Origin of the sequence: Rathayibacter sp. SD072, from assembly GCF_017355185.1 — a bacterium.
In the GTDB taxonomy this organism is placed as follows: domain Bacteria; phylum Actinomycetota; class Actinomycetes; order Actinomycetales; family Microbacteriaceae; genus Rathayibacter.
This window is the reverse complement of the sequence record NZ_JADILJ010000023.1, coordinates 30,729-51,281: the sequence shown is the minus strand read 5'-3', so window position 1 is coordinate 51,281 and position 20,553 is coordinate 30,729. Positions and strand designations below refer to the sequence as shown.

Sequence of the window (20,553 nt, the reverse complement as noted above, 5' to 3'; positions counted from 1 at the left end):
CGCGCCCGACCTCGGAGCGGAGCGCGTCTTCGAGCGTATCGGCGCGACGTCGCGTGGACCCGGGGGCGGACCCCCGTTGCGTGCCGAGGGACGGCCCCTGAAGCCCAGGCCAGCCTGTCCTTCACCCGCGTTAGCGGAGCCTCCGCTTCCTTGCGGCGGCGCGGCTGCGGCGTACAGTTGACGATCAGTCACCCCCTCTCGAAAGGACCCGATCGATGTCCACTGCATCCGTCACGTCGCTCACCTCGTCGAACCCGGATGTCGCATCCGGAGTCGCTCAGTTCCTCAGCCCCGTCGTCGTCGAGATGACCGCGCTGGCCGTCAACGGCAAGCAGGCGCACTGGCACGTCCGCGGTGCCAACTTCATCGGGGTCCACGAGCTCCTCGACACGATCGTCGCCCACTCGATCGAGTGGGCCGACCTCGCGGCGGAGCGCGTCGTCGCCCTCGGCCTCCCGGTCGACGCCCGCATCCAGACCGTCGCCTCCGCGACGAGGACGCAGCCGCTCACCCCCGGCTTCCAGCGCTCCGAGATCGCCATCGTCGAGATCATCACCCAGATGGACGTCGCGATCGCCACGGTCAACACCGCCATCGCCGAGCTCGCCGAGATCGACGCGAGCAGCCAGGACGTCGCCATCGAGATCGGCCGCGGTCTCGAGAAGGACCGCTGGTTCCTCTTCGCCCACGTCAGCGAGAGCTGAGCCCCGCTCCCTCACCGCCTCCACGGCCCGCTCGATCCTCGGATCGGCGGGCCGTCGGCGTTCGCGCACTCAGCTCCAGTGCGTGAAGCGCCCGGCCAGGAGGGTGGCCGTAACGGGCATCCCGCGCAGCTGCTCGGGGGTGGCCGTGAGCGGATCGCGCTCGACGACGACCAGATCCGCGGCATCCCCCGCCTGCGGCTGCAGCCGGCGCACCCGGGTGGAGGCGGTGATCGCCTCCTGCACGCTCAGCCGCTGCTCGGGGTGCCAGGGCTCGTCGCCGGGCCGGGCCCTGGCCACGGCAGCCGCCATCGCGACCCACGGGTCCAGCGGAGCCACGGGCGCGTCCGAGCCGAGCACGACGGTCGCTCCGGAGTCGATCAGTGACCGCAGCGCGAACGCCCGCCCGGTGCGCCCCGCCCAGTAGCGGTCGGCGACGTCGCGGTCGTCCAGAGCGTGCTCGGGCTGCACTCCGGCGACGACGCCGAGGCGGGCGAACCGCGGGATGTCGGCGTCCGCCAGCAGCTGCGCGTGCTCGATCCGCCCGCCGCCGACCCGGCCGAGCGCGTCGAGTGCGACCGCGGCCGCCGCATCGCCGATGGCGTGCACGGTCGGGCGGATCCCGGCGGCCACGGCGCGGTGCAGGAGGGCGTCGAGCTCGTCGGGGTCGACGGTCAGGACCCCGCGGCCGCCGTCGGCACCGGAGTAGGGGTGGTCGCAGTACGCCGTCCGGGTGTTGAGGGAGCCGTCGATCAGGACCTTGAGCGGACCCATCCGGAGAAGGCCCTCTCCCCCGACGAGCTCGTCGCCGGTCCGCAGCCCCGCCTCGATCGCCCGATCGAGGTCGTCGCGGTAGACGCCCGTCTCCACTCGGAGGGACCGGATGCCCTGTGCGACGCGACGCGGCCAGTCGCCGATGTTCCACCGCATCTCGAGGTCGACGACACCGACGACTCCGCGCGAGGCGGCCTGCCGGGCCGCCGCGTCGACCAGGTCGTCGAGCTCCGCGTCCGTCATCGCGCCGAGCGCCGCCACGAGTTCGAAGCACGCCTCCTCGCGCAGGAGGTCGTCCGTCCACGGCACCGAGTAGCGGCGGAGGGCGGCCGAGTTCAGCCAGGCCGAGTGGAGGTCCCCGCCCACCAGCACCACCGGGCGGTCGGGAGCGACCAGGTCCAGCAGCGCGGTCGACGGGACATCGGGCCACAGAGCGTCCCGGTAGCCGAATCCGACGAGGGTCGGCACCGCCCCGGCGGGCGACACGGCGAGACGATCGCGGACCGCCGCGGCGACGTCGTCCGCGGTGCCGGCGCTCGAGACGTCCAGCCGCGGCGCCGTCATGGACCACTGGGAGAAGTGCACGTGCTCGTCCCAGAGCCCCGGCAGGAGCCAGCGGCCGTCGAGCTCGTGGACTTCGGCGGCCGGGTCGTCGACGGCCCCGACCGCGTCGATCCGGCCCTCTCGCACCAGGACGTCGACGGGCTCCGCCGAGCCGAGCAGTCTCGCTCCGCGCAGGAGCAGTGGTGCGCTCATCGCGCGTCCGTCTCGCTCACGACTGGCACACCGGGCACCAGTAGAGCTTGCGCGCGCCGATCTCCTCGAGCAGGACGTTCGTGCCGCAGACCCGGCAGGGCAGCCCTTCCCGCTTGTAGACGTAGTTGCGCTCGGCGCGGCTGCGGACGGCCTTCGAACGCTCCGTCGCGGTGAGCCCGCGCCGGGTGATCATCATCCCCGTGCGGATCCCGTCCTCCAGCAGCAGCGCCCAGTCGGCCCAGAGCTCGTTCGCGAGCTCGAGCGGCACCTGCTTGCCGGGAGTGTGGGGGTCGAGGGCCGCGCGGTAGAGCAGCTCCGCCCGGTAGATGTTGCCGATGCCGCTGACGACGGATTGATCCATCAGCACGAGGCCGACCGGGGTCGCGGTCTTGCGCAGCCTCGTCACGAAGCGGTCGCGGGCGGCGTCGGAGTCGTCCGCGGCCGGGTCCGGGCCCAGACGCGCGAGCAGCGTCTCGACCTGCGACGGGTCCATCACCTCGCAGGCTGTCGGACCGCGGAGGTCGGCGACCGTCTCCTCCGTCTGCAGGCGCACACGGACCGCCCCGATCGGCGGGGGCGGGAACTCGTCGAGATCGGTGTCGGTCTCGTGCTCGGTCTCGGAGAGGCGGACGGCGCGGCGTCGCCGCGGAGCACCGATGCTGCTGCCCGCCTTCCCGTCGGGGAAGAGCGGCGAGACGTGCCCGAGGAAGTCCCACGCCCCGTAGAGGCCGAGATGGACGTGCAGGAGCAGATCGCCGTCGAAGCGCAGCAGGAGGTGCTTGCCGACCGCCGTGGACTCCAGGACCGTCCGCCCGTCGAGAACGGCGGCGCCCTCGGCGAAGCGGCCCTGCGGACTGCTCACCGCGACGGCGTGCCCGACCACGTCGCGCTCGAACTGGAGCGCGATGCGGTGGACGGAGTGCCCCTCCGGCACCTAGAGGCTCTTCGCGCTCGAGTCGACGACGCGGCCGACGATGTCGCCGGTCGCCTCGTACTCGGCGAGCTGGGCGATGCGGCGCACGTGGCGCTCCTCGAAGGTGAAGGGCTCGGCGACGAACGCGTCGATGAAGCCCGTGGCCTCGTCGACGGTGTGCTGGCGCGCGCCGATCGAGATCACGTTGGCGTCGTTGTGCTGGCGGGCGAGCACGGCGGTGCTGAGGTTCCAGACCAGGGCGGCGCGGACGCCGGCGACCTTGTTCGCGGCGATCTGCTCGCCGTTCCCGGAACCGCCGAAGACGACTCCGAGCGCCTGGACGCCGGCCTCCTGGTCGCGGACGACCGCGGCGGCGGCGTTGATGCAGAACGAGGGGTAGTCGTCGAGCGGGTCGTACGACGTCGGGCCGTGGTCGACGACCTCGTGCCCGGCCGCACCGAGGTGCTCGATCAGGTGCCGGCTGAAGTCCAGCCCGGCGTGGTCCGTTGCGATGTGGATGCGCACGCGCTCGTCCTTTGAGAGTGCCGAATCGATGCCCGCTCGAGCGGGCCGGGAGTCAGAGTACCGCCCGGGGAGGGCGGCGGACCTCAGTCGAACTGCGGGTCGCGGGTCCGCGAGCGCTTGAGCTCGAAGAAGCCGTCGTACGAGGCGGCGGCGACGATGCCGTCCCAGAGGGTCAGCGCCTGCTCGCCGCGCGGAGCGGGCGAGAGGACGGGCCCGAAGAAGGCGACGTCTCCGATGGCGATGACGGGGGTGCCGACGTCCTGGCCGACACGGTCGATGCCCTCGAAGTGCGAGGCGCGCATCGGGGCGTCGTACTCGTCGGAGTCCGCGTAGGCGGCCAGCTCGGCGGGCAGCCCGAGCTCCTGGAGGGACTCCGCGATGACGGCATCGACGTCGGTGCGGCCGCCCACGTGGATCCGGGTGCCCAGCGCGTCGTAGAGCGGCTTGACCTTCTCGCGGCCCTCGCGCTCGCCCACGGCGGCGACGAGGCGCGTGTAGCGCAGCGCCCGCGGGAGGAAGCTGCGGTACGAGTCGTCGACGTCCTTGTCCTCGTTCAGGACCGCGAGGCTCATGATGCGCCACGTGACGTCGAGGTCACGGGCCGGAGTCACCTCGTCGACGAAGCGGGAGGTCATCCAGGCCCAGGGGCAGGAGGGGTCGAACCAGAAATCCACGGAGGTCATGCCCTCACGTTACGCCGCCGTCCGCACCCCCGGTGCGCCTGAGCGCCGCTCGGGTGCGACCGGGCGCCGCGGCCCTAGGCTGGATCGTCGGCGCCCGCACCCCGGCGCCCACCGGCCGCGCCCGAGACGAACGGATGGAGCACCCCGTGCCAGGAGACAACCTCACCCGGACCGAAGCGCAGGAGCGCGCTTCGCTGATCCAGGTCATCGACTACGACGTCACCCTCGACCTCACCCGGGGAGCCGAGACGTTCCTCAGCACGACGACCGTGCGCTTCACCGCGAGCGAGGGCGCCTCGTCCTTCATCGACGCGATCACGAGCGCGGTCCACTCGGTGGTGCTGAACGGCGTCGAGCTCGACCCCGCCGACGTCGCCGACGGCGTCCGCATCCGCCTCGACTCGCTCGCGGCCGAGAACGAGCTCACCGTCGTCGCCGACGCGCTGTACACGAACACCGGCGAGGGCCTGCACCGCTTCGTCGACCCCGTCGACGGCGAGGTGTACCTGTACTCGCAGTTCGAGGTGCCGGACTCGCGGCGCATGTTCGCCGTGTTCGAGCAGCCCGACCTCAAGGCGGCGTTCCGCTTCACGGTCACCGCGCCCTCCGCCTGGCAGGTCGTCTCGAACCAGCCGACGCCCGAGCCGGTCCCGACCGGCGAGGGAACCGCGACCTGGAGCTTCGAGCCCACCCCGCGCATCTCGTCCTACATCACCGCCCTCATCGCGGGCCCGTACGTCGTGGAGCGCGACTCGCTCGTCTCCTCCGACGGCCGCACGGTGCCGCTGGGCGTCTTCGCCCGCGCCTCGCTCGCGCCGCACCTCGACGCCGACTACGTCTTCGAGAAGACCAAGCAGGGCTTCGCCTTCTACGAGGAGAAGTTCGGGGTCCCGTACCCGTTCGACAAGTACGACCAGCTCTTCGTCCCCGAGTTCAACGCCGGAGCGATGGAGAACGCCGGAGCCGTCACGTTCACCGAGACGTACGTGTTCCGCTCGAAGGTCACCGACGCGATCAAGGAGCGCCGGGTCGTCACGATCCTGCACGAGCTCGCGCACATGTGGTTCGGCGACCTCGTCACGATGAAGTGGTGGAACGACCTCTGGCTGAACGAGTCGTTCGCCGAGTACGCCTCCACTCTCGCGACCGCCGAGGCGACGGAGTGGACCGAGGCGTGGACGACCTTCGCCGCCATGGAGAAGAGCTGGGCCTACCGGCAGGACCAGCTCCCCTCCACCCACCCGATCGTCGCGACCATCAACGACCTCGAGGACGTGCAGGTCAACTTCGACGGCATCACCTACGCCAAGGGCGCCTCGGTGCTGAAGCAGCTGGTGGCCTGGGTCGGCGAGGAGGAGTTCCTCGCCGGAGTGCACGAGTACTTCGTCAAGCACGCCTTCTCGAACACCGAGCTGAACGACCTGCTGGTCGAGCTGGAGGCCACGAGCGGCCGCGACCTGTCGGAGTGGTCGGCGCAGTGGCTCGAGACGGCCGGCGTCAACACGCTCCGCCCCGAGATCGTCGTCGACGAGTCCGGCTCCATCGCCTCCTTCGCGATCCTGCAGAGCGCCGTCGAGGAGTACCCGACGATCCGCCCGCACCGCCTCGCGATCGGCCTCTACGACTTCGAGGGCGACCGTCTCGTGCGTGTCGACCGCCTCGAGCTCGACGTCGACGGCGAGCGGACCGAGGTTCCGGAGCTCATCGGACGCACGCGTCCCGCTCTCGTGCTTCTGAACGACGACGACCTGGCGTACGCGAAGATCCGTCTCGACGACGCCTCGCTCGCCGTCGCGATCGAGCACCTCGCGAGCATCGAGAGCCCGCTCGCGCGCTCGCTGGTCTGGGGGTCCGCCTGGGACGCGACGCGCGACGCCGAGTCCGCTCCGCGCGACTTCGTCCGCCTGGTGCTGGGCAACATCGCCACCGAGACGGAGTCGACCACGCTGCGCACCGTGCTCGGCCAGCTGGTCACGACCGCCACGCAGTACGTGGCCCCCGAGCACCGCGAGACGACCGTCGCGGAGGTCGGCGACCGGCTCTGGAGCCTGGCGCAGAGCGCCGCGGCCGGGAGCGACGCCCAGTTCCAGTTCGTCAAGTTCTTCGCGGCCGTGGCCTCGACGCCGACTCACCTCGACGCTGTCGATTCTCTCCGCAGCGGAGCCGCCGCGCTCGAGGGCCTCGAGATCGACACGGACCTCTCGTGGGAGCTCCTGATCGCGCTCGTCGCCGGCGGTCGCGCGGGCACCGACGAGATCGACTCCGCGCTGGCCGCCGACAACACGGCGACCGGACAGCAGTCGGCCGCGCACGCCCGCGCCGCCCTGCCCACGGCCGAGGCCAAGCGCGCGGCCTGGGAGTCGGTCACGACCGACGACTCCGCACCGAACACGATCGTCCGGTCGACCGGCCTGGGCTTCCAGCGCACGGCCGACCCGCGTCTGCTCGACGCGATGGTGCCGGTCTACTTCGGAGCCCTCCGGTCGCTGTGGGAGGCGAAGAGCTACAAGATCGCCGAGTACCTCGTCGTCGGCTTCTACCCGGCCGCTGAGCCCTCTCAGGCGATCGTCGACGCCACTCGGGAGTGGCTCGACGCGAACCCCGAGGTCCCGGCGCTGCGCCGTCTGGTGATCGAGAACCTGGCGGGCGTCGAGCGGGCGCTCCGGGCCCAGGAGCGCGACGCGCGCTGATCCCCGGCAGGAGCTGATCGGCCTCGGAGGGGGCGTCGGAGCGATCCGGCGCCCCCTCCGTCGTGCCTACTGCTCCGGCACCGCTCGTCGGGGCTCGCCGTCGTACTGCGAGAGCGGCCGGATCAGCGCGTTGGCACCGCGCTGCTCGATGACGTGCGCGGTCCAGCCCACGACCCGGGCGGCGACGAACAGCGGAGTGAAGACCGCGGTGTCGAAGCCCATCAGCCGGTACGCCGGGCCGGAGGGGTAGTCGAGGTTCGGCAGGATCCCGGTCCGCTCCGCCATCGCCTCGGCGAGGGCGTCGTACAGCTCGACCAGGTCGGTCCGGCCCTCGTGCTCGGCGAGTCGGCGCATCGCGGCGTCCATCGTCGGCACGCGGGAGTCCCCCGACTTGTAGACCCGGTGCCCGAAGCCCATCACCTTGCCCCGGGCGGCGAGCACCGTCGAGAGCCACTCCTCGGACCGGGCGCGGGAGTCCGGTCCGACTCCGATCTCGTCGAGGACGTGCAGCACCGCCTCGTTCGCGCCGCCGTGCAGCGGGCCCTTCAGCGCCCCGATCGCGGCCGTCACGGCGGAGTGCAGATCGGACAGCGTCGAGGTCACGACCCGGGCGGTGAAGGTCGAGGCGTTGAACGAGTGCTCGGCGTAGAGGATCAGCGAGACGCGGAACGCGTCGATCACCACGTCGTCCGGGATCTCGCCGAAGGTCGTCCAGAGGAAGTTCCGGCAGTAGTCGAGGTCGTCGCGCGGAGGGACGGGCTCCTGTCCGCGCCGCCGCCGCTGGGCGTACGCGACGATCCCGGGCAGAGCGGCCCAGAGCCGCACCGAGCGCTCCAGGATGTCCTCCGGGCCGGAGGCGTCCGGCTCCGGATCGAGCGTGCCGAGGACGCTCACCGCGGTGCGCACGATGTCCATCGGATGGGCGCCGAGCGGCAGCAGGTCGACGACCGACCGGACGGCCGGATCCAGGGCGCGGTGCGAGCGCTCGAGCGCCGAGAGCGCTGCCGACTCGTCCGGGGAGGGCAGCTCGCCGTGCCAGAGGAGCCAGGCGACGTCCTCGAACGATCGCGAGGCGGCGAGCTCCTGCACGGGGTACCCGCGGTAGAGCAGGGAGTTCGACTCCGGGTCCACCTTCGACACCGCCGTGGTGTCGACCACGACCCCCGCGAGCCCCTTCCTGATGTCCTGACTCGTCGTGCTCATGCGTCGCTCCTTCGCGAGACGGACCCGGCGCGGCGCTGCACCGGGGAGTGCGGGCGCTCAGGCGCCGTAGTGGTCGGCCAGGCTGAAGTCGAAGACGCCGTCGTCGAACCGGCCGTAGGCTTCGTAGTCGAGCAGCTCGTAGAGCTCGGCCCGGGTCTGCATCCGCGGCACCTCCGAGCGGAGCGATCCCTCGGCCTTCAGCGCGTCGAGCGCTCTCATCGCCGCGCCCATCGCGATGCGCAGGAGCGACACGGGGTAGATCACGATGCTGACCCCCACGTCGGCGAGCTGCTGCGTGGTGAAGAGCTCGCTCTTGCCGAACTCGGTCATGTTCGCGAGCACGGGCACGTCGACGGCGGCGCGCACGGCCTCGAACTCGCTGAGATCGCGCATGGCCTCGGGGAAGATCGCATCCGCTCCCGCGTCGACCAGGCGCTTCGCCCGGTCGATCGCCGACTGCAGGCCCTCGAGCGCCCGGATGTCCGTGCGCGCCATGATGACGAGGTCCGGATCGCGACGCGCGTCGACCGCGGCCGCGATGCGGCGGACGGAGGTGCTCTCGTCGACGACCGCCTTGCCGTCGAGGTGCCCGCACCGCTTCGGATTGACCTGGTCCTCGATGTGCAGGCCGGCGACTCCGGCGTCCTCGAGCATCTGCACGGTGCGGGCGACGTTCAGCGGCTCGCCGAAGCCCGTGTCGGCGTCGACCAGGACGGGCAGGTCGGTCATCCGGGCGATCTGCTGCCCGCGACCTGCCACCTCCGACAGTGTCGTGAGACCGATGTCCGGCAGTCCGAGCTCGGCCGACAGCACCGCCCCCGACACGTAGACGCCGTCGAAGCCCTTCTCCTGGATCAGGCGGGCCGACAGCGGGGTGAACGCGCCGGGCAGCTGGAGCAGCTCGCCCGTGGCCAGACGCTCGCGGAAGAGCCGGCGCTTGTCGGCGGGGGTCCGGGTCGAGTGCAGCAACGGAGGTCCTTCCCTCGGCGGGCCGTGCTCCGACCCTGTCCTCGAATCTATACACCTCCCGCGATCCGGGGGCCGGGACCACGGGACCGGTCAGGAGGCGTCGCGTAGCCTGGACGGGTCATGCTGCTCTTCGAGACCTCCACCCCGAATCCCGTCTCCGCCACCATCTCGTTCTTCGACACCCCCGTCTTCTGGAAGAGCGTCGCGGTCCTCGCGATCGTGCTCGGGGCCCTGATCGCCAGGGTCATCGCGCACTTCCTCGTCGGCCGCGTCGTCGACCAGATCGTCTCGGGCGTGAAGAGGCGCCAGCGCGTCGAGGACACCCAGTCGATCGCGGCCTCGCCGCTCGCCGCCGTCCGCGTCGTGCAGCGCACCCGCACCCTCGGCTCGATCCTGAACAACATCAGCTCGATCCTGATCGTCGTCATCGCGCTCGTGATGATCGTCAACACGATCGACCAATCGCTGATCGGCTCGTTCGCCCTGCTGACCGCGGCGCTCGGCGCCGGCCTCGGCTTCGGCGCCCAGAACATCGTCAAAGACGTGCTCAACGGCCTGTTCATGGTCGCGGAGGATCAGCTCGGCGTGGGAGACGTCGTGGACACGGGGCAGGCGACCGGAGTCGTCGAGGCCGTGGGCGTCCGCATCACGCAGATCCGCGACGTCAACGGCACGCTGTGGTTCGTCCGCAACGGCGAGATCACACGGGTCGGCAACATGTCGCAGGGGTGGTCCCGCGTCATCATCGATCTCGCCGTGCCGTACGAGACGGATCTGGAGCAGGTGCAGAGCACCGTCCTGGCCACAGCGAACGAACTCGCGGCCAGCAGCCGCTGGCGCGCGCGCATCATCGACAAGCCCGAGCTCTGGGGCCTGGAGTCGATCGCCGACGACGCCCTCGTGGTGCGCCTCGTGATCAAGACGCGCACGACCGCCAAGGACGACGTCGCGCGCGAGCTGCGACTGCGGCTGAAGCGGGCGCTCGACGCCCTCGACGTGAAGCTGCCGTCGCTGAACGCTGTCGTGCTGAGCGGCTTCGAGGGGGCGACCAGCGTCGGCGGTGCGAAGCCGCCGCGGACCACCCCGTCGCCCACCGTCACCACGGAGCACGGCAAGCCCGTCCGGCTCCCCCGCGCTCTGCGCCCGCGTCCCCGCGACGGCGACGCCACTCCCCCGACGGAAGGACCCCGCTCGTGAGCGGACTGCAGATCGGCGGCACACCACCGCTCCGGAGCTTCTGGGAGCACGTGGGCGGCCGTCCGACCTTCGAGCGCCTGGTGCGCCGGTTCTACGAGGGCGTGCGCGAGGACGACGTGCTCTGGCCGATGTACCCCGAGCACGACCTCGAGGGGGCGATCCAGCGCCTGACCGGCTTCCTGGAGCAGTACTGGGGCGGGCCGACGGCCTACAGCCAGGAGCGCGGGCACCCGCGGCTGAGGATGCGCCATCAGCCGTTCCGCGTGAATCCGGAGGCCCGCGACCGGTGGCTCCTGCACATGCGAGTCGCCGTCGACGAGCTCGAGCTGGCACCGGCGGACGACGCTCTGCTGTGGGACTACCTGGAGCGCGCCGCGCACGCCATGGTCAACACCTTCGAGGAGTAGGCCGGACTACGCGGGGGTGCGGACCAGCACGTGCCCCCGACGCGAGGTGAGGCGCCGCCACGGACCGCTCTCGAGGAGGGCGACCGGGTCGTCGGCACCGAGGAAGCCCAGCGCGAAGAGCGCGAAGGCGGCGCCGGCCGGCACGTCCTCCAGCCCGTCGAGCGGTCGTCCCCAGACCGAGGAGCGCACGCGGCCGACGATCTGCTCACCGGTCGCCGAGCCCACGGCCGCCGCGATCTCGTCGATGCCGTCGCGCGCCACCTTCTCGAGGAACACCGGATCGACCGGCTCCCGTCGCAGCCAGCCGCCGCGGGGCGGCGCGATGCCGGCCCAGGCGCCCGCGGTGGCGTCGTCGCCGTCGGGCAGCGTCACCGGCTTGCCGTCGGCTCCGCCCGGCTCCCACTGCAGGCGCGCGAGGCGGTCCGAGAGAGCGCGGATCGGGATCACCCGGTCGAAGCCGGCGGGCTGCTCGAGCGCGAACACGCGGAGCCCGAGGACCGTCGAGGAGCGGTCGAGGATCCCGCGGGGCTGCAGGATCGCGGTGTAGGCGGCCAGGACGTGATCGTCGGCGACGAGCCGCACCGCGCCGTCGTCGACGCGGGCGGATCGGCCGAGGAAGACCCGCAGATCCGAGAGGCTGGGCGGATCGGCGAGGGAGAAGGACGCAGTCATCGCATCGATAAACTTACCTCGCCGCTCGACCCACCCGCCGACATCCGGAGGCACCGTGCCCGATCCCCTGTCCTCGTTCCTCACCGCGCTCGATCTGACGGACACGGGGGCGCGGACCAGCGAGGACATCTTCACGGGTCCGTCGCAGTGGATGCCCGAGGGGCGCGTCTTCGGGGGCCAGGTCCTCGCGCAGTCGCTGATCGCGGCCGGTCGGACCGTCCAGGAGCGCAGCGTGCACTCGATGCACGGCTACTTCCTCCGTCCCGGCGATGTGAACCTCCCCATCACCTTCTCGGTCGACCGGATCCACGACGGACGCTCGTTCTGCACCCGGCGCACGCAGGCCTACCAGAACGGTGCGCCGATCCTCTCGATGATCGCGTCCTTCCAGACGGAGGACGAAGGGCTGGACCACCAGGCCCCGATGCCCGAGGGCGTGCCCGATCCGGAGTCGCTCCCGAGCACGGCCGACGTCCTGGCGGGCGTCGACCACCCGGTCGGCAGCTTCTGGGCGACCCAGCGGCCGTTCGACGTGCGTCACGTCGAGCAGCCCGTCTACCTGCGCGCCGACCCGGATCGCGTCGCGCACCAGAGCGTCTGGATGCGCTCCCTCGGCGCGCTGCCGGACGACCCGATGCTGCACCGCGCGGCTCTCGCGTACGCGAGCGACTACACGATCCTGGAGTCGACCCTCCGTCGGCACGGCGCGGCGTGGGTCACCCCGGGGTTGCGGATCGCCAGCCTGGACCACGCGATGTGGTGGCACCGTCCGGCCCGGGTCGACGAGTGGCTGCTCTACGTCCAGGAGGCGCCGAGCGCATCGGGCGGCCGAGGGCTCTCGCTCGGCCGCATCTACTCCCGCGACGGCCTGCTGGTCGCGAGCGTCGCCCAGGAGGGCATGGTGCGCGTCCCGCTGCACTGAGCGGGACGCGCGCGCTCAGCCGCGCTTCGAGAACTGCACGGGCTCGTCGACGTACGGCGCCCAGACCTCGCGCAGCTCGTCGGGGATGCGCTCCGGCCGTCCGGTCGCCGCGGTCACCATGACGAGCGTGGTCGCGGCCTTGGTGTAGAGCACCCGGGGCTCGACGCCGGCGGGCGAGTACAGCTCGTAGCAGATCTCGAGGCTGGCGCCTCCCATCCGCCCGATCCACATCTCGATGTCGAGCGGGGCGCGCATGTACGGGATCGGAGCGAGGTACTCGATCTCCTGACGGGCGATCAGGCTGATCGTGCGCGCGCCGGGTCGCGCATCGAGCACCGCCGTCGCCATCCCCGCCGTGCCCGGGGAGTCCGGCCGCCAGAAGGCCTGGATGCGCGCCTCCTCGAGCAGGCGCAGCATCTCGGCGTTGTTGACGTGCGCGTAGGCGTCGAAGTCCGACCAGCGCAGGGGGATGGCGACGTGCAGGCGCATCAGTCGCGCGTGAGCTTGCGGTAGGCGGAGCGGTGCGGCTTCGCGGCGTCGGGGCCGAGGCGCTCGATCTTGTTCTCCTCGTACGCCTCGAAGTTGCCCTCGAACCAGTACCAGTTCGCCGGGTCCTCCTCCGTGCCCTCGTAGGACAGGATGTGGGTCGCGATCCGGTCCAGGAACCACCGGTCGTGGGTGATGACCACGGCGCAGCCCGGGAACTCCAGCAGAGCGTTCTCGAGGCTGCCCAGGGTCTCGACGTCGAGGTCGTTGGTGGGCTCGTCGAGCAGGAGCAGGTTGCCTCCCTGCTTGAGGGTCAGCGCGAGATTGAGGCGGTTGCGCTCTCCACCAGAGAGGACGCCCGCCTTCTTCTGCTGGTCCGGGCCCTTGAAGCCGAACTGCGAGACGTAGGCGCGCGAGGGGATCTCGGTCTTCCCGACCGTGATGTAGTCGTGCCCGTCCGAGACGACCTCCCACAGGTTCTTGTTGGGGTCGATGCCGCCGCGGCTCTGGTCGACGTACGAGATGTCGACCGTCTCGCCGATCTTCAGGTCGCCGCCGTCGAGGGGCTCGAAGCCGACGATCGTCTTGAAGAGCGTCGTCTTGCCCACGCCGTTCGGGCCGATGACGCCGACGATGCCGTTGCGCGGGAGGGTGAAGCTGAGGTCGTCGATGAGCACGCGCTCGCCGAACGACTTGTGCAGCTTCTTCGCGTCGATGACCTGCGCGCCGAGGCGGGGCCCGACGGGGATCACGATCTCCTCGAAGTCGAGCACGCGCGTCTTCTCGGCCTCCGACGCCATCTCCTCGTAGCGGGCGAGGCGCGCCTTGGACTTGGCCTGACGGCCCTTCGCGTTGCTGCGGACCCACTCGAGTTCGGTGGTGAGGCGCTTGGCGAGCTTGGCGTCCTTCTTGCCCTGGACCTCCAGGCGCGCGCGCTTCTTCTCGAGGTAGGTCGAGTAGTTGCCCTCGTAGGGGTAGAGGTGGCCGCGGTCGACCTCGGCGATCCACTCCGCGACGTTGTCGAGGAAGTACCGGTCGTGGGTCACGGCGAGAACGGCGCCGGGGTACTTCGAGAGGAACTGCTCGAGCCAGAGCACGCTCTCGGCGTCGAGGTGGTTGGTGGGCTCGTCGAGCAGCAGCAGGTCGGGCTTCTGCAGGAGGAGCTTGGTCAGCGCCACTCGGCGCTTCTCTCCTCCGGAGAGGTTCGTGACGAGCGAGTCGCCCGGGGGCGTGCGCAGTGCGTCCATCGCCTGCTCGAGCTGGGAGTCGAGGTCCCACGCGTCGGCGGCGTCGATGGCTTCCTGGAGGGTCCCCATCTCGGCCAGCAGAGTGTCGAAGTCGGCGTCCGGATCGGCCATGGCCAGCGAGATCTCGTTGAACCGGTCGATCTTGCCCTTGATCTCGCCCACGCCCTCCTGGACGTTCTCGAGCACGGTCTTCGTCTCGTCGAGCTCGGGCTCCTGCATGAGGATGCCGACGGAGTAGCCCGGGCTCAGCCGCGCCTCGCCGTTGCTCGGGGTGTCGAGCCCGGCCATGATCTTGAGGATCGTCGACTTGCCGGCGCCGTTCGGGCCGACCACGCCGATCTTCGCGCCCGGCAGGAACGACATCGTGACGTCGTCCAGGATCAGCTTGTCGCCGACCGCCTTGCGGGCGCGCACCATCGAGTAAATGTATTCAGCCACTTCTGTCCCTCAACCGCTCGTACGTTCTCGGAGCCCCGCGTTCCGCCGGACCCACCCCGTGACCGGGAGATCCTCGGCCGGACGTCGGCCTCCGTTCGTCAGCGCGCGCAGGCGTGACCGGAGGCCCGGGCCGACTCCAGGGTACCGGCTGGGAGCGCGCGGATCAGCCCTGGAGCGGGACCGTCCGACCGACCAGGCAGGCGCCCGTGGCGATGGGTGCCGCGACGACGGCGTGGACCCCGTCGCTCTTGGGCCCGTACTGCCCGAGGAGGCACGACTCGCCCAGCTTCACCGAGACGACGACGGTGTCCGCATCCAGGCCGATCGACGTCTCGTCGGCGGTGAGCTGCATCGACTCCTTCGCGAAGCCGCCGGCGACGAGAGCATCCACGACACTCGTGCCGGGCGCCTCGGCGTCCGCCGCGACGACCGCGTCGATGACCTGCTCGAAGTAGGGGAGGTTCTCCTCGGCGGTGCCGCCGGGGACGAGCGCCGCGGCCGCGGGCGCCTGCGGGGCCTCGCTCGTCGACTGCGGCGAGGACGACGCCGAGGGCTGCTCGGGGGCGGCCGGTGCGGTGCAGCCCGCCAGGAGCAGACCGGCCGCGACGACGGCGGCGAAACGCCCTGCCCGATCGGCGACCGCGATCCGTGTGCTCACTCGGCTCCCTCCGACGGCTGCGCATCTCGCGCCGGACGCACCGCTCAGAACGGGGCGTCGACCGATTCTACCGAGGGCTCGGACGGAGAGGTCGCCGCTCCCCAGTCCCCGCCCGCCGGCCCTCCGGCCGCCTTCGGCGCCTCCTCGCTCCACGCTTCGGGAGCCGTGGGAGCGGCCACCGGAGCCGAGCGCCCGACCGTCTTGGTGTACCGCGTCGTCCCCCAGGCGAGGTCGTGGCCGATGCCCTCGGCCGTCAGCGCGACGTCGGTCCCCGACTTGCCCCCGCTCTCCCAGGAGCGCACGGTGAGCCGGCCGGTGACGACCACGCGGTCGCCGCGGGCGAGTGAGGCGAGCGCGTTGCCCGCCAGCCCGTTGAAGGCGTTGACCGTGTACCAGTTCGTCGCGCCGTCGACCCAGCGCTGCTCGGCGCGGTCGTAGCGGCGCTGCGCCGAGGCGAGGCGGAAGCTCGCCATCGTCGTGCCGTTCGCGGTGTCGATGCTGCGCGGATCGGTGCCGATGACTCCGATGAGCGTGAGGGTGTCGGTCATGGTGTGTCCTCTCGTCGGTGGTCGCGGTCGCGACCGGAGCGGCACCCGGGCGGAGGGGGCTGGTACCGCCCGGATGCCGTGAGGACAGTGTGGTGACGGCGGGCCCGCCTCCGAGGTGGAGACGGGCACGTCTGTGGAGAAGCGGCGGGATCAGCGCCTGGGGAGGACCGCTAGGAGGCGGTGATGTACTTCGAGTACGACTTGCGGATCTTGTTCACCTTGGGGAGGGCGACGGCGAGGCAGTAGCCCTGGCCCGGGTTCTTGGCGAAGAAGTCCTGGTGGTAGTCCTCGGCCGGGTAGTAGACGCCGAGCGGCGAGATCTCGGTGACGATCGAGCCGTCCCACCACTCCGACGCGCGGTCGCGGGCGGCCTCGAACAGTTCCTTCTCCTCGTCGGTGGAGTAGTACATGGCCGACCGGTACTGGGTTCCGACGTCGTTGCCCTGGCGGTTGAGCTGACGCGGGTCGTGGAGGGTGAAGAAGACGTCCAGGATCACCTGCTCCGGGATGACGTCCGGGTCGAACGTGACGGCGACGGCCTCGGCGTGGCCGGTGCGGCCCGTGCAGACGTCCTCGTAGTCGGGATCGACGGTGGATCCGCCGGTGTAGCCGGAGACGACGTCGCTCACCCCGTCGAGGACGCGGTAGACGGCATCGAGGCACCAGAAGCATCCTCCGGCGAGTACGAATGTGCGCATGTGCGTGTGACTCACTTCCTGTCGCGGCGACACGTCCGGGGCGCCGGGCGCGTCACCTGAGTCAACACCCTGCCGCGTCGAGGCATTCCGCGGCCGCGGGCGGCTGGCATAGAGTCCAGGAGTGAGCTACGACGCCGCCCCCGACCGCTACGACGCCATGGACTACCGACGCGTGGGACGGAGCGGGCTCAAGTTGCCCGCCCTCTCCCTCGGCCTCTGGCACAACTTCGGATCCGACCGCCCTCTCGACACCCAGCGCGCGATCCTGCGCCGCGCCTTCGATCTGGGCATCACCCACTTCGATCTGGCCAACAACTACGGCCCGCCCTACGGCGCCGCCGAGACCGCCTTCGGCCGGATCTTCGCCGAGGACCTGCGCCCCTACCGCGACGAGATCGTCCTCTCGTCCAAGGCCGGCTACGACATGTGGCCCGGCCCGTACGGCGACGGGGGCTCGCGCAAGTACCTGCTCTCCTCCCTCGATCAGAGCCTCGAGCGCCTCGGCGTGGACTACGTCGACGTCTTCTACTCGCACCGCCCGGATCCCGAGACGCCGATCGAGGAGACCATGGGGGCGCTCGCCTCCGCCGTCCAGCAGGGCAAGGCCCTGTACGTCGGCATCTCGAACTACGACCCCGAGCAGACCCGTGCCGCCGAGGCCGCTCTCGCAGCCAGCGGGGTGCCCCTCCTGATCCACCAGCCCCGCTACTCCATGTTCGACCGGCACATCGAGGACGGCCTCTTCCCCGTCCTCGACGAGCTCGGCACAGGGTGCATCGTGTTCTCCCCGCTGGCGCAGGGTCTCCTGACGGACCGCTACCTCGACGGGACCGTTCCGGACGGATCGCGCGCCGCGACCTCGCGCTTCCTCTCCTCGGACCGGATCGACGAGGACTACCTCGCCCGTGCGCGCGGACTGAACGCGATCGCGGAGGGTCGCGGCCAGACGCTCGCGCAGCTCGCGCTGAGCTGGGTCCTCCGGGTGCCGACGGTGACGAGCGCGGTGATCGGCGCCTCGAGCGTCGCGCAGCTCGAGCAGAACGTCGCCGCCCTGGCAGCCGGGCCGCTGACCGTCTCCGAGACCGCCGCGATCGAGGAGTTCGCCGTGCACGGGACCGCTCTGCGCTGATCCCCGGGGACCGGCGGGGATGTCGGTGGTCGCTCGTAGTCTGCGAGAGCACCTCGGCCGGTGGGTGCTCCCCGATCCGAGCAGGAGGAACCGATGTCCCTGTCCACTCTGCACGCGACCCGCACTCCCCCGAGGCTGACCCGGGTGAACGGGCGCCTCTGGCGGGTGAGCACCGCCTCCGGCGCGATCGTCGGCCACATCGAGCTGGTCGACGATCCGCAGGGCGAGAAGTACCGCGCGCGACTGCTGCGAGCGGGGATGCCCGCCGGCGCCCAGCTGGGCGAGTTCTGGAGCGTCGATGACGCGATCGAGGTCTTCCGGGTCGCATGATCCGGCCGATCGGCGGGCGGTCGGCGCGGCGATGGCCCGCCGTTGCAGGGTCGGGCTAACGTTCGGCACATGCAGTGGTGGAACGAATTCGTGAACTGGATCCAGACGACGGACGGGCACCGGTCGGTGTTCCTCGCCGCGATCATCCTGCTCGCGGTGGTGATCGGAGTGGTCATCACGGCGGCCGTCTTCCGGGCGTCCATCGCCAGGTTGATCCGGCAGCAGGAGCACGAGCGCAAGAACGCGGTCATCGCGACTCTCATCGATGCCGCCGTGGACGCCTCCGCCTGGAACGTGCTCAGCCAGTCGGAGCGCATCCTGAGCGACCGCGCGTCGGCCCAGGCCGAGACGCATCTGCGCCTGCTCCCCATCAAGGGCTCCGGAGTCGCGGCCAACTGGGCCGCCCACGAACTCGCCGATCTCAAGCACTCCTCCGCGACGGGCGGCTACCAGACCCAGGCGAGCGTGGGCGAGTTCCGCGATCGTCTCGTCCTGTGGCGCGACAAGCCCGGGCGGGCGCGGAAGGCGTTCCTCGCGGACCTCGAGCGCTGGCGCTTCTCGGAGACCTCGAAGGGCGAGACGTCGAAGGGCGAGGCTCCGAAGGGAGAGGCCGCGGGCGCGCCCTCGTCGACCCGTACGGCGGCGCCGGAGCCCGAGAGGACCACTCCGGCCGGTCCCGTGATCGTCGGATCGACGGAGGGCGCCACCGACTACCAGCGTCCGGTCACGCCGCCCACGATCGTCCTGCCGCCCGCGTCCGAGAACGCCGCGAACGACGAAACGCGCCGACTTCTGGCCGATGTCGACCGCCTCGACGTCCCCTCCCGCGAGCGCCCGGTCGAGGAGCTCCCGCCGGTCGAGCGCGAGCAGGAGTCCGCTGCACCGACCGCCGTGGTGCCCGCAGACGACGACCGTCCGGACGAGGCCCGCAACACCGCCACCGCGCGTCCGGCGGACTGACCGCCCGTCCTGCAGAAAGGGCCCCGACCGCTGATGCGGTCGGGGCCCTTTCCTTGGTGCGGGTCATACGTCTTCAGCTGTGCGCGTCACGTGCACGCGCAACCCGGCCGACCAGTACGGCGAGGGGCGCCGCGATGATCGTCCACGCAACCGCGATTCCAGCGAGAATGGCGAGGAGCAGCATGGTCGTACCTCCGTTCGTTACGTCGTTGTAATTCCGGACACCCCCAGACTAGGTGTCCCCAGACAAGCAGAACGGTCAAACCTCGAAAACACGCCGATGTTGCCCCGGAAATCGCAGTGTGTTAGAGCGCGAAGTGGACTTCACGCCACCCTTCAGGGGGCAGGAGTGGCCGCACCCGGCAGCACGGGACGCGGGCGGCCGTCGGGCCGCGGCCGAGACCGCACGGGGACGCGGACTCTTCGAGCGATCGCCGCTCGAAAGTTCTCGGACCCGGATGATGTGCCCCCGGCAGGAATCGAACCTGCGGCCAAGAGATTAGAAGGCTCCTGCTCTATCCGCTGAGCTACGGGGGCGTCCGTCCTCCAGAGTACCCGGGGTCGCCCACGAGGACCGCGAGCGACGCGGAGCGGGTCAGCCCTGGACGAGTCCGATGACGCCGACCACGAGAGAGATCGCAGCCAGGAGCAGCGAGACGCCGATGAGGACCGTGTGGACGCGGAGGAACGTCGTCGCGCGCCCCGAGGCGTCGCGCGCACGCGGATCCTTGCGGACCCGACGGAGGAACGGCGGCCAGACCACCGCGTTCCACACGGCGTTGGCGATCAGGATCCAGCAGACGAGCGTCATCACGGGAGTCGATCCTACGAGGCGCTCGAGGCCGCCGTGTCGGCGCCCGCGGATAGACTTCCCGGCATGAGTAGCGCCCCCGACCGTCTTGTGTGGATCGACTGCGAGATGACGGGACTCGACCTCTCGGTCGACGAGCTCGTCGAGATCGCCGTCGTCGTCACCGACTTCGACCTCGAGCCCCTCGACGAGGGCCTCTCGATCGTCATCAAGCCCGACGCGTCCGCGCTGGAGAGCATGGGCGACTTCGTCCGCACCATGCACCGGACCTCGGGCCTGCTCGAGGAGATCCCCTCCGGGATGAGCGTGGCCGAGGCCGAGTACCAGGTGCTCGAGTACGTCCTCAAGCACGTGCCGAGCGAGCAGCACGCCCCGCTCGCCGGCAACACCATCGGCACCGACCGCGCGTTCCTCGCCAAGTTCATGCCGCGGCTCGACGGGCACCTGCACTACCGCAATGTCGACGTGTCGACGATCAAGGAGCTCGCCCGCCGCTGGTACCCGCGGATCTACTTCAACGCGCCGAAGAAGCACGGCGGTCACCGCGCCCTCGCCGACATCCTCGAGAGCATTAGGGAGCTCCGCTACTACCGCAAGGCGGCCTTCGTGGCCGAGCCCGGCCCGACCACCGCCGACGTGCAGGCCGTCTCGGCCGCCGTCGTGGACGAGTTCGCCTCTCGGATGTAGTAGTCTCGTACAGTTGCTTCGAGAGGGACACCCTCTCGGAACACCGTCCTGGTGGGTATAGCTCAGTTGGCAGAGCGCCTGGTTGTGGTCTAGGAGGTCGCGGGTTCGAGCCCCGTTACTCACCCCAGGAGGGCCCGGAGTCATCGACT

The 20,553-nt window shown here is 70.9% G+C and carries 22 protein-coding genes and 2 tRNA genes; 10 read left to right on the top strand and 14 right to left on the bottom strand.

The window, feature by feature from the left end:
* The first annotated feature begins 215 nt into the window (after positions 1-215).
* Positions 216-704: a Dps family protein gene (locus IOC53_RS10835; protein WP_207405614.1), complete on the top strand. Its 489-nt coding sequence runs from the start codon at positions 216-218 to the stop codon at positions 702-704.
* Positions 705-773: 69 nt separating this feature from the next.
* Here the strand turns inward: IOC53_RS10835 and IOC53_RS10830 are convergent, their stop codons facing one another.
* From IOC53_RS10830 to IOC53_RS10815, 4 genes are all read right to left on the bottom strand, one after another.
* Positions 774-2,231, bottom strand: a complete 1,458-nt coding sequence (locus IOC53_RS10830; RefSeq protein WP_207405612.1) for an amidohydrolase — start codon at positions 2,229-2,231, stop codon at positions 774-776.
* 16 nt (positions 2,232-2,247) lie between these two features.
* Complete coding sequence (locus IOC53_RS10825) at positions 2,248-3,165, bottom strand: Fpg/Nei family DNA glycosylase (RefSeq protein ID WP_207405610.1); 918 nt, start codon at positions 3,163-3,165, stop codon at positions 2,248-2,250.
* Positions 3,166-3,669: a ribose-5-phosphate isomerase gene (locus IOC53_RS10820; RefSeq protein WP_207405608.1), complete on the bottom strand. Its 504-nt coding sequence runs from the start codon at positions 3,667-3,669 to the stop codon at positions 3,166-3,168.
* Between the two features lie 83 nt (positions 3,670-3,752).
* The gene (locus IOC53_RS10815) at positions 3,753-4,352 is read right to left on the bottom strand and encodes a DsbA family protein (RefSeq protein WP_207405606.1); all 600 of its coding nucleotides are present in this window, start codon (positions 4,350-4,352) and stop codon (positions 3,753-3,755) included.
* A 146-nt stretch (positions 4,353-4,498) separates the two neighbouring features.
* Between IOC53_RS10815 and pepN the strand changes: the two genes are divergently transcribed.
* The gene (gene pepN, locus IOC53_RS10810) at positions 4,499-7,042 is read left to right on the top strand and encodes an aminopeptidase N (RefSeq protein WP_207405604.1); all 2,544 of its coding nucleotides are present in this window, start codon (positions 4,499-4,501) and stop codon (positions 7,040-7,042) included.
* Between the two features lie 66 nt (positions 7,043-7,108).
* Here pepN and IOC53_RS10805 read toward each other — a convergent pair whose 3' ends face one another.
* Both IOC53_RS10805 and prpB read right to left on the bottom strand, forming a co-directional pair.
* Positions 7,109-8,245, bottom strand: a complete 1,137-nt coding sequence (locus IOC53_RS10805) for a bifunctional 2-methylcitrate synthase/citrate synthase (protein WP_207405601.1) — start codon at positions 8,243-8,245, stop codon at positions 7,109-7,111.
* Positions 8,246-8,302: 57 nt separating this feature from the next.
* Positions 8,303-9,214: a methylisocitrate lyase gene (gene prpB, locus IOC53_RS10800; protein WP_207405599.1), complete on the bottom strand. Its 912-nt coding sequence runs from the start codon at positions 9,212-9,214 to the stop codon at positions 8,303-8,305.
* 120 nt (positions 9,215-9,334) lie between these two features.
* On the opposite strand from prpB, the gene IOC53_RS10795 reads away from it, so the two are divergent.
* On the top strand, positions 9,335-10,411 hold the full coding sequence (locus tag IOC53_RS10795; protein ID WP_207405597.1) for a mechanosensitive ion channel family protein: 1,077 nt from the start codon (positions 9,335-9,337) through the stop codon (positions 10,409-10,411).
* The gene (locus tag IOC53_RS10790; RefSeq protein ID WP_307786158.1) at positions 10,408-10,818 is read left to right on the top strand and encodes a globin; all 411 of its coding nucleotides are present in this window, start codon (positions 10,408-10,410) and stop codon (positions 10,816-10,818) included. The genes IOC53_RS10795 and IOC53_RS10790 overlap by 4 nt, the downstream gene beginning before the upstream one ends.
* A gap of 6 nt (positions 10,819-10,824) precedes the next feature.
* Here IOC53_RS10790 and IOC53_RS10785 read toward each other — a convergent pair whose 3' ends face one another.
* Positions 10,825-11,490 carry a hypothetical protein gene (locus IOC53_RS10785; protein ID WP_207405594.1) on the bottom strand — a complete coding sequence of 222 codons (666 nt, stop codon included), beginning with the start codon at positions 11,488-11,490 and terminating at the stop codon, positions 10,825-10,827.
* Positions 11,491-11,545: 55 nt separating this feature from the next.
* On the opposite strand from IOC53_RS10785, the gene IOC53_RS10780 reads away from it, so the two are divergent.
* The gene (locus tag IOC53_RS10780; protein WP_307786157.1) at positions 11,546-12,412 is read left to right on the top strand and encodes an acyl-CoA thioesterase II; all 867 of its coding nucleotides are present in this window, start codon (positions 11,546-11,548) and stop codon (positions 12,410-12,412) included.
* A gap of 15 nt (positions 12,413-12,427) precedes the next feature.
* On the opposite strand, the gene IOC53_RS10775 is transcribed toward IOC53_RS10780, so the two are convergent.
* The 5 genes from IOC53_RS10775 to msrA all read right to left on the bottom strand — a co-directional run bounded on the left by IOC53_RS10775 (position 12,428) and on the right by msrA (position 16,487).
* Entirely contained in the window at positions 12,428-12,901 is a 474-nt protein-coding gene (locus tag IOC53_RS10775) for a thioesterase family protein (protein ID WP_207405592.1), read from the bottom strand.
* Positions 12,901-14,583, bottom strand: coding sequence for an energy-dependent translational throttle protein EttA (ettA, locus tag IOC53_RS10770; RefSeq protein ID WP_207405590.1), 1,683 nt, complete (start codon positions 14,581-14,583; stop codon positions 12,901-12,903). Before ettA ends, IOC53_RS10775 begins: the two co-directional genes overlap by 1 nt.
* Before the next feature lie 163 nt (positions 14,584-14,746).
* The gene (locus IOC53_RS10765; protein ID WP_207405587.1) at positions 14,747-15,241 is read right to left on the bottom strand and encodes a hypothetical protein; all 495 of its coding nucleotides are present in this window, start codon (positions 15,239-15,241) and stop codon (positions 14,747-14,749) included.
* A gap of 44 nt (positions 15,242-15,285) precedes the next feature.
* Positions 15,286-15,789 (bottom strand): single-stranded DNA-binding protein, encoded by a 504-nt coding sequence (locus IOC53_RS10760; protein ID WP_207405585.1) that lies wholly within the window; start codon positions 15,787-15,789, stop codon positions 15,286-15,288.
* A gap of 170 nt (positions 15,790-15,959) precedes the next feature.
* Entirely contained in the window at positions 15,960-16,487 is a 528-nt protein-coding gene (gene msrA / locus IOC53_RS10755) for a peptide-methionine (S)-S-oxide reductase MsrA (protein ID WP_055792452.1), read from the bottom strand.
* Positions 16,488-16,608: 121 nt separating this feature from the next.
* Here msrA and IOC53_RS10750 point away from each other — a divergent pair, with 121 nt between their 5' ends.
* The 3 genes from IOC53_RS10750 to IOC53_RS10740 all read left to right on the top strand — a co-directional run bounded on the left by IOC53_RS10750 (position 16,609) and on the right by IOC53_RS10740 (position 18,906).
* Positions 16,609-17,616: an aldo/keto reductase gene (locus IOC53_RS10750; RefSeq protein WP_207405583.1), complete on the top strand. Its 1,008-nt coding sequence runs from the start codon at positions 16,609-16,611 to the stop codon at positions 17,614-17,616.
* 93 nt (positions 17,617-17,709) lie between these two features.
* The gene (locus tag IOC53_RS10745; protein WP_207405581.1) at positions 17,710-17,946 is read left to right on the top strand and encodes a hypothetical protein; all 237 of its coding nucleotides are present in this window, start codon (positions 17,710-17,712) and stop codon (positions 17,944-17,946) included.
* Between the two features lie 69 nt (positions 17,947-18,015).
* A complete protein-coding gene (locus IOC53_RS10740; RefSeq protein ID WP_207405580.1) occupies positions 18,016-18,906 on the top strand; it encodes a hypothetical protein in 891 nt (296 codons plus the stop codon).
* A gap of 464 nt (positions 18,907-19,370) precedes the next feature.
* Here IOC53_RS10740 and IOC53_RS10735 read toward each other — a convergent pair.
* Together IOC53_RS10735 and IOC53_RS10730 are read right to left on the bottom strand one after the other, a co-directional pair.
* Positions 19,371-19,443, bottom strand: a tRNA-Arg gene (locus IOC53_RS10735).
* Between the two features lie 58 nt (positions 19,444-19,501).
* Positions 19,502-19,717 carry an SCO4848 family membrane protein gene (locus IOC53_RS10730; RefSeq protein ID WP_374070676.1) on the bottom strand — a complete coding sequence of 72 codons (216 nt, stop codon included), beginning with the start codon at positions 19,715-19,717 and terminating at the stop codon, positions 19,502-19,504.
* Between the two features lie 66 nt (positions 19,718-19,783).
* On the opposite strand from IOC53_RS10730, the gene orn reads away from it, so the two are divergent.
* Together orn and IOC53_RS10720 are read left to right on the top strand one after the other, a co-directional pair.
* Positions 19,784-20,404, top strand: a complete 621-nt coding sequence (orn, locus tag IOC53_RS10725) for an oligoribonuclease (RefSeq protein WP_207405575.1) — start codon at positions 19,784-19,786, stop codon at positions 20,402-20,404.
* A 51-nt stretch (positions 20,405-20,455) separates the two neighbouring features.
* Positions 20,456-20,531 (top strand) — tRNA-His (locus tag IOC53_RS10720).
* The last annotated feature ends 22 nt before the right edge of the window (positions 20,532-20,553 follow it).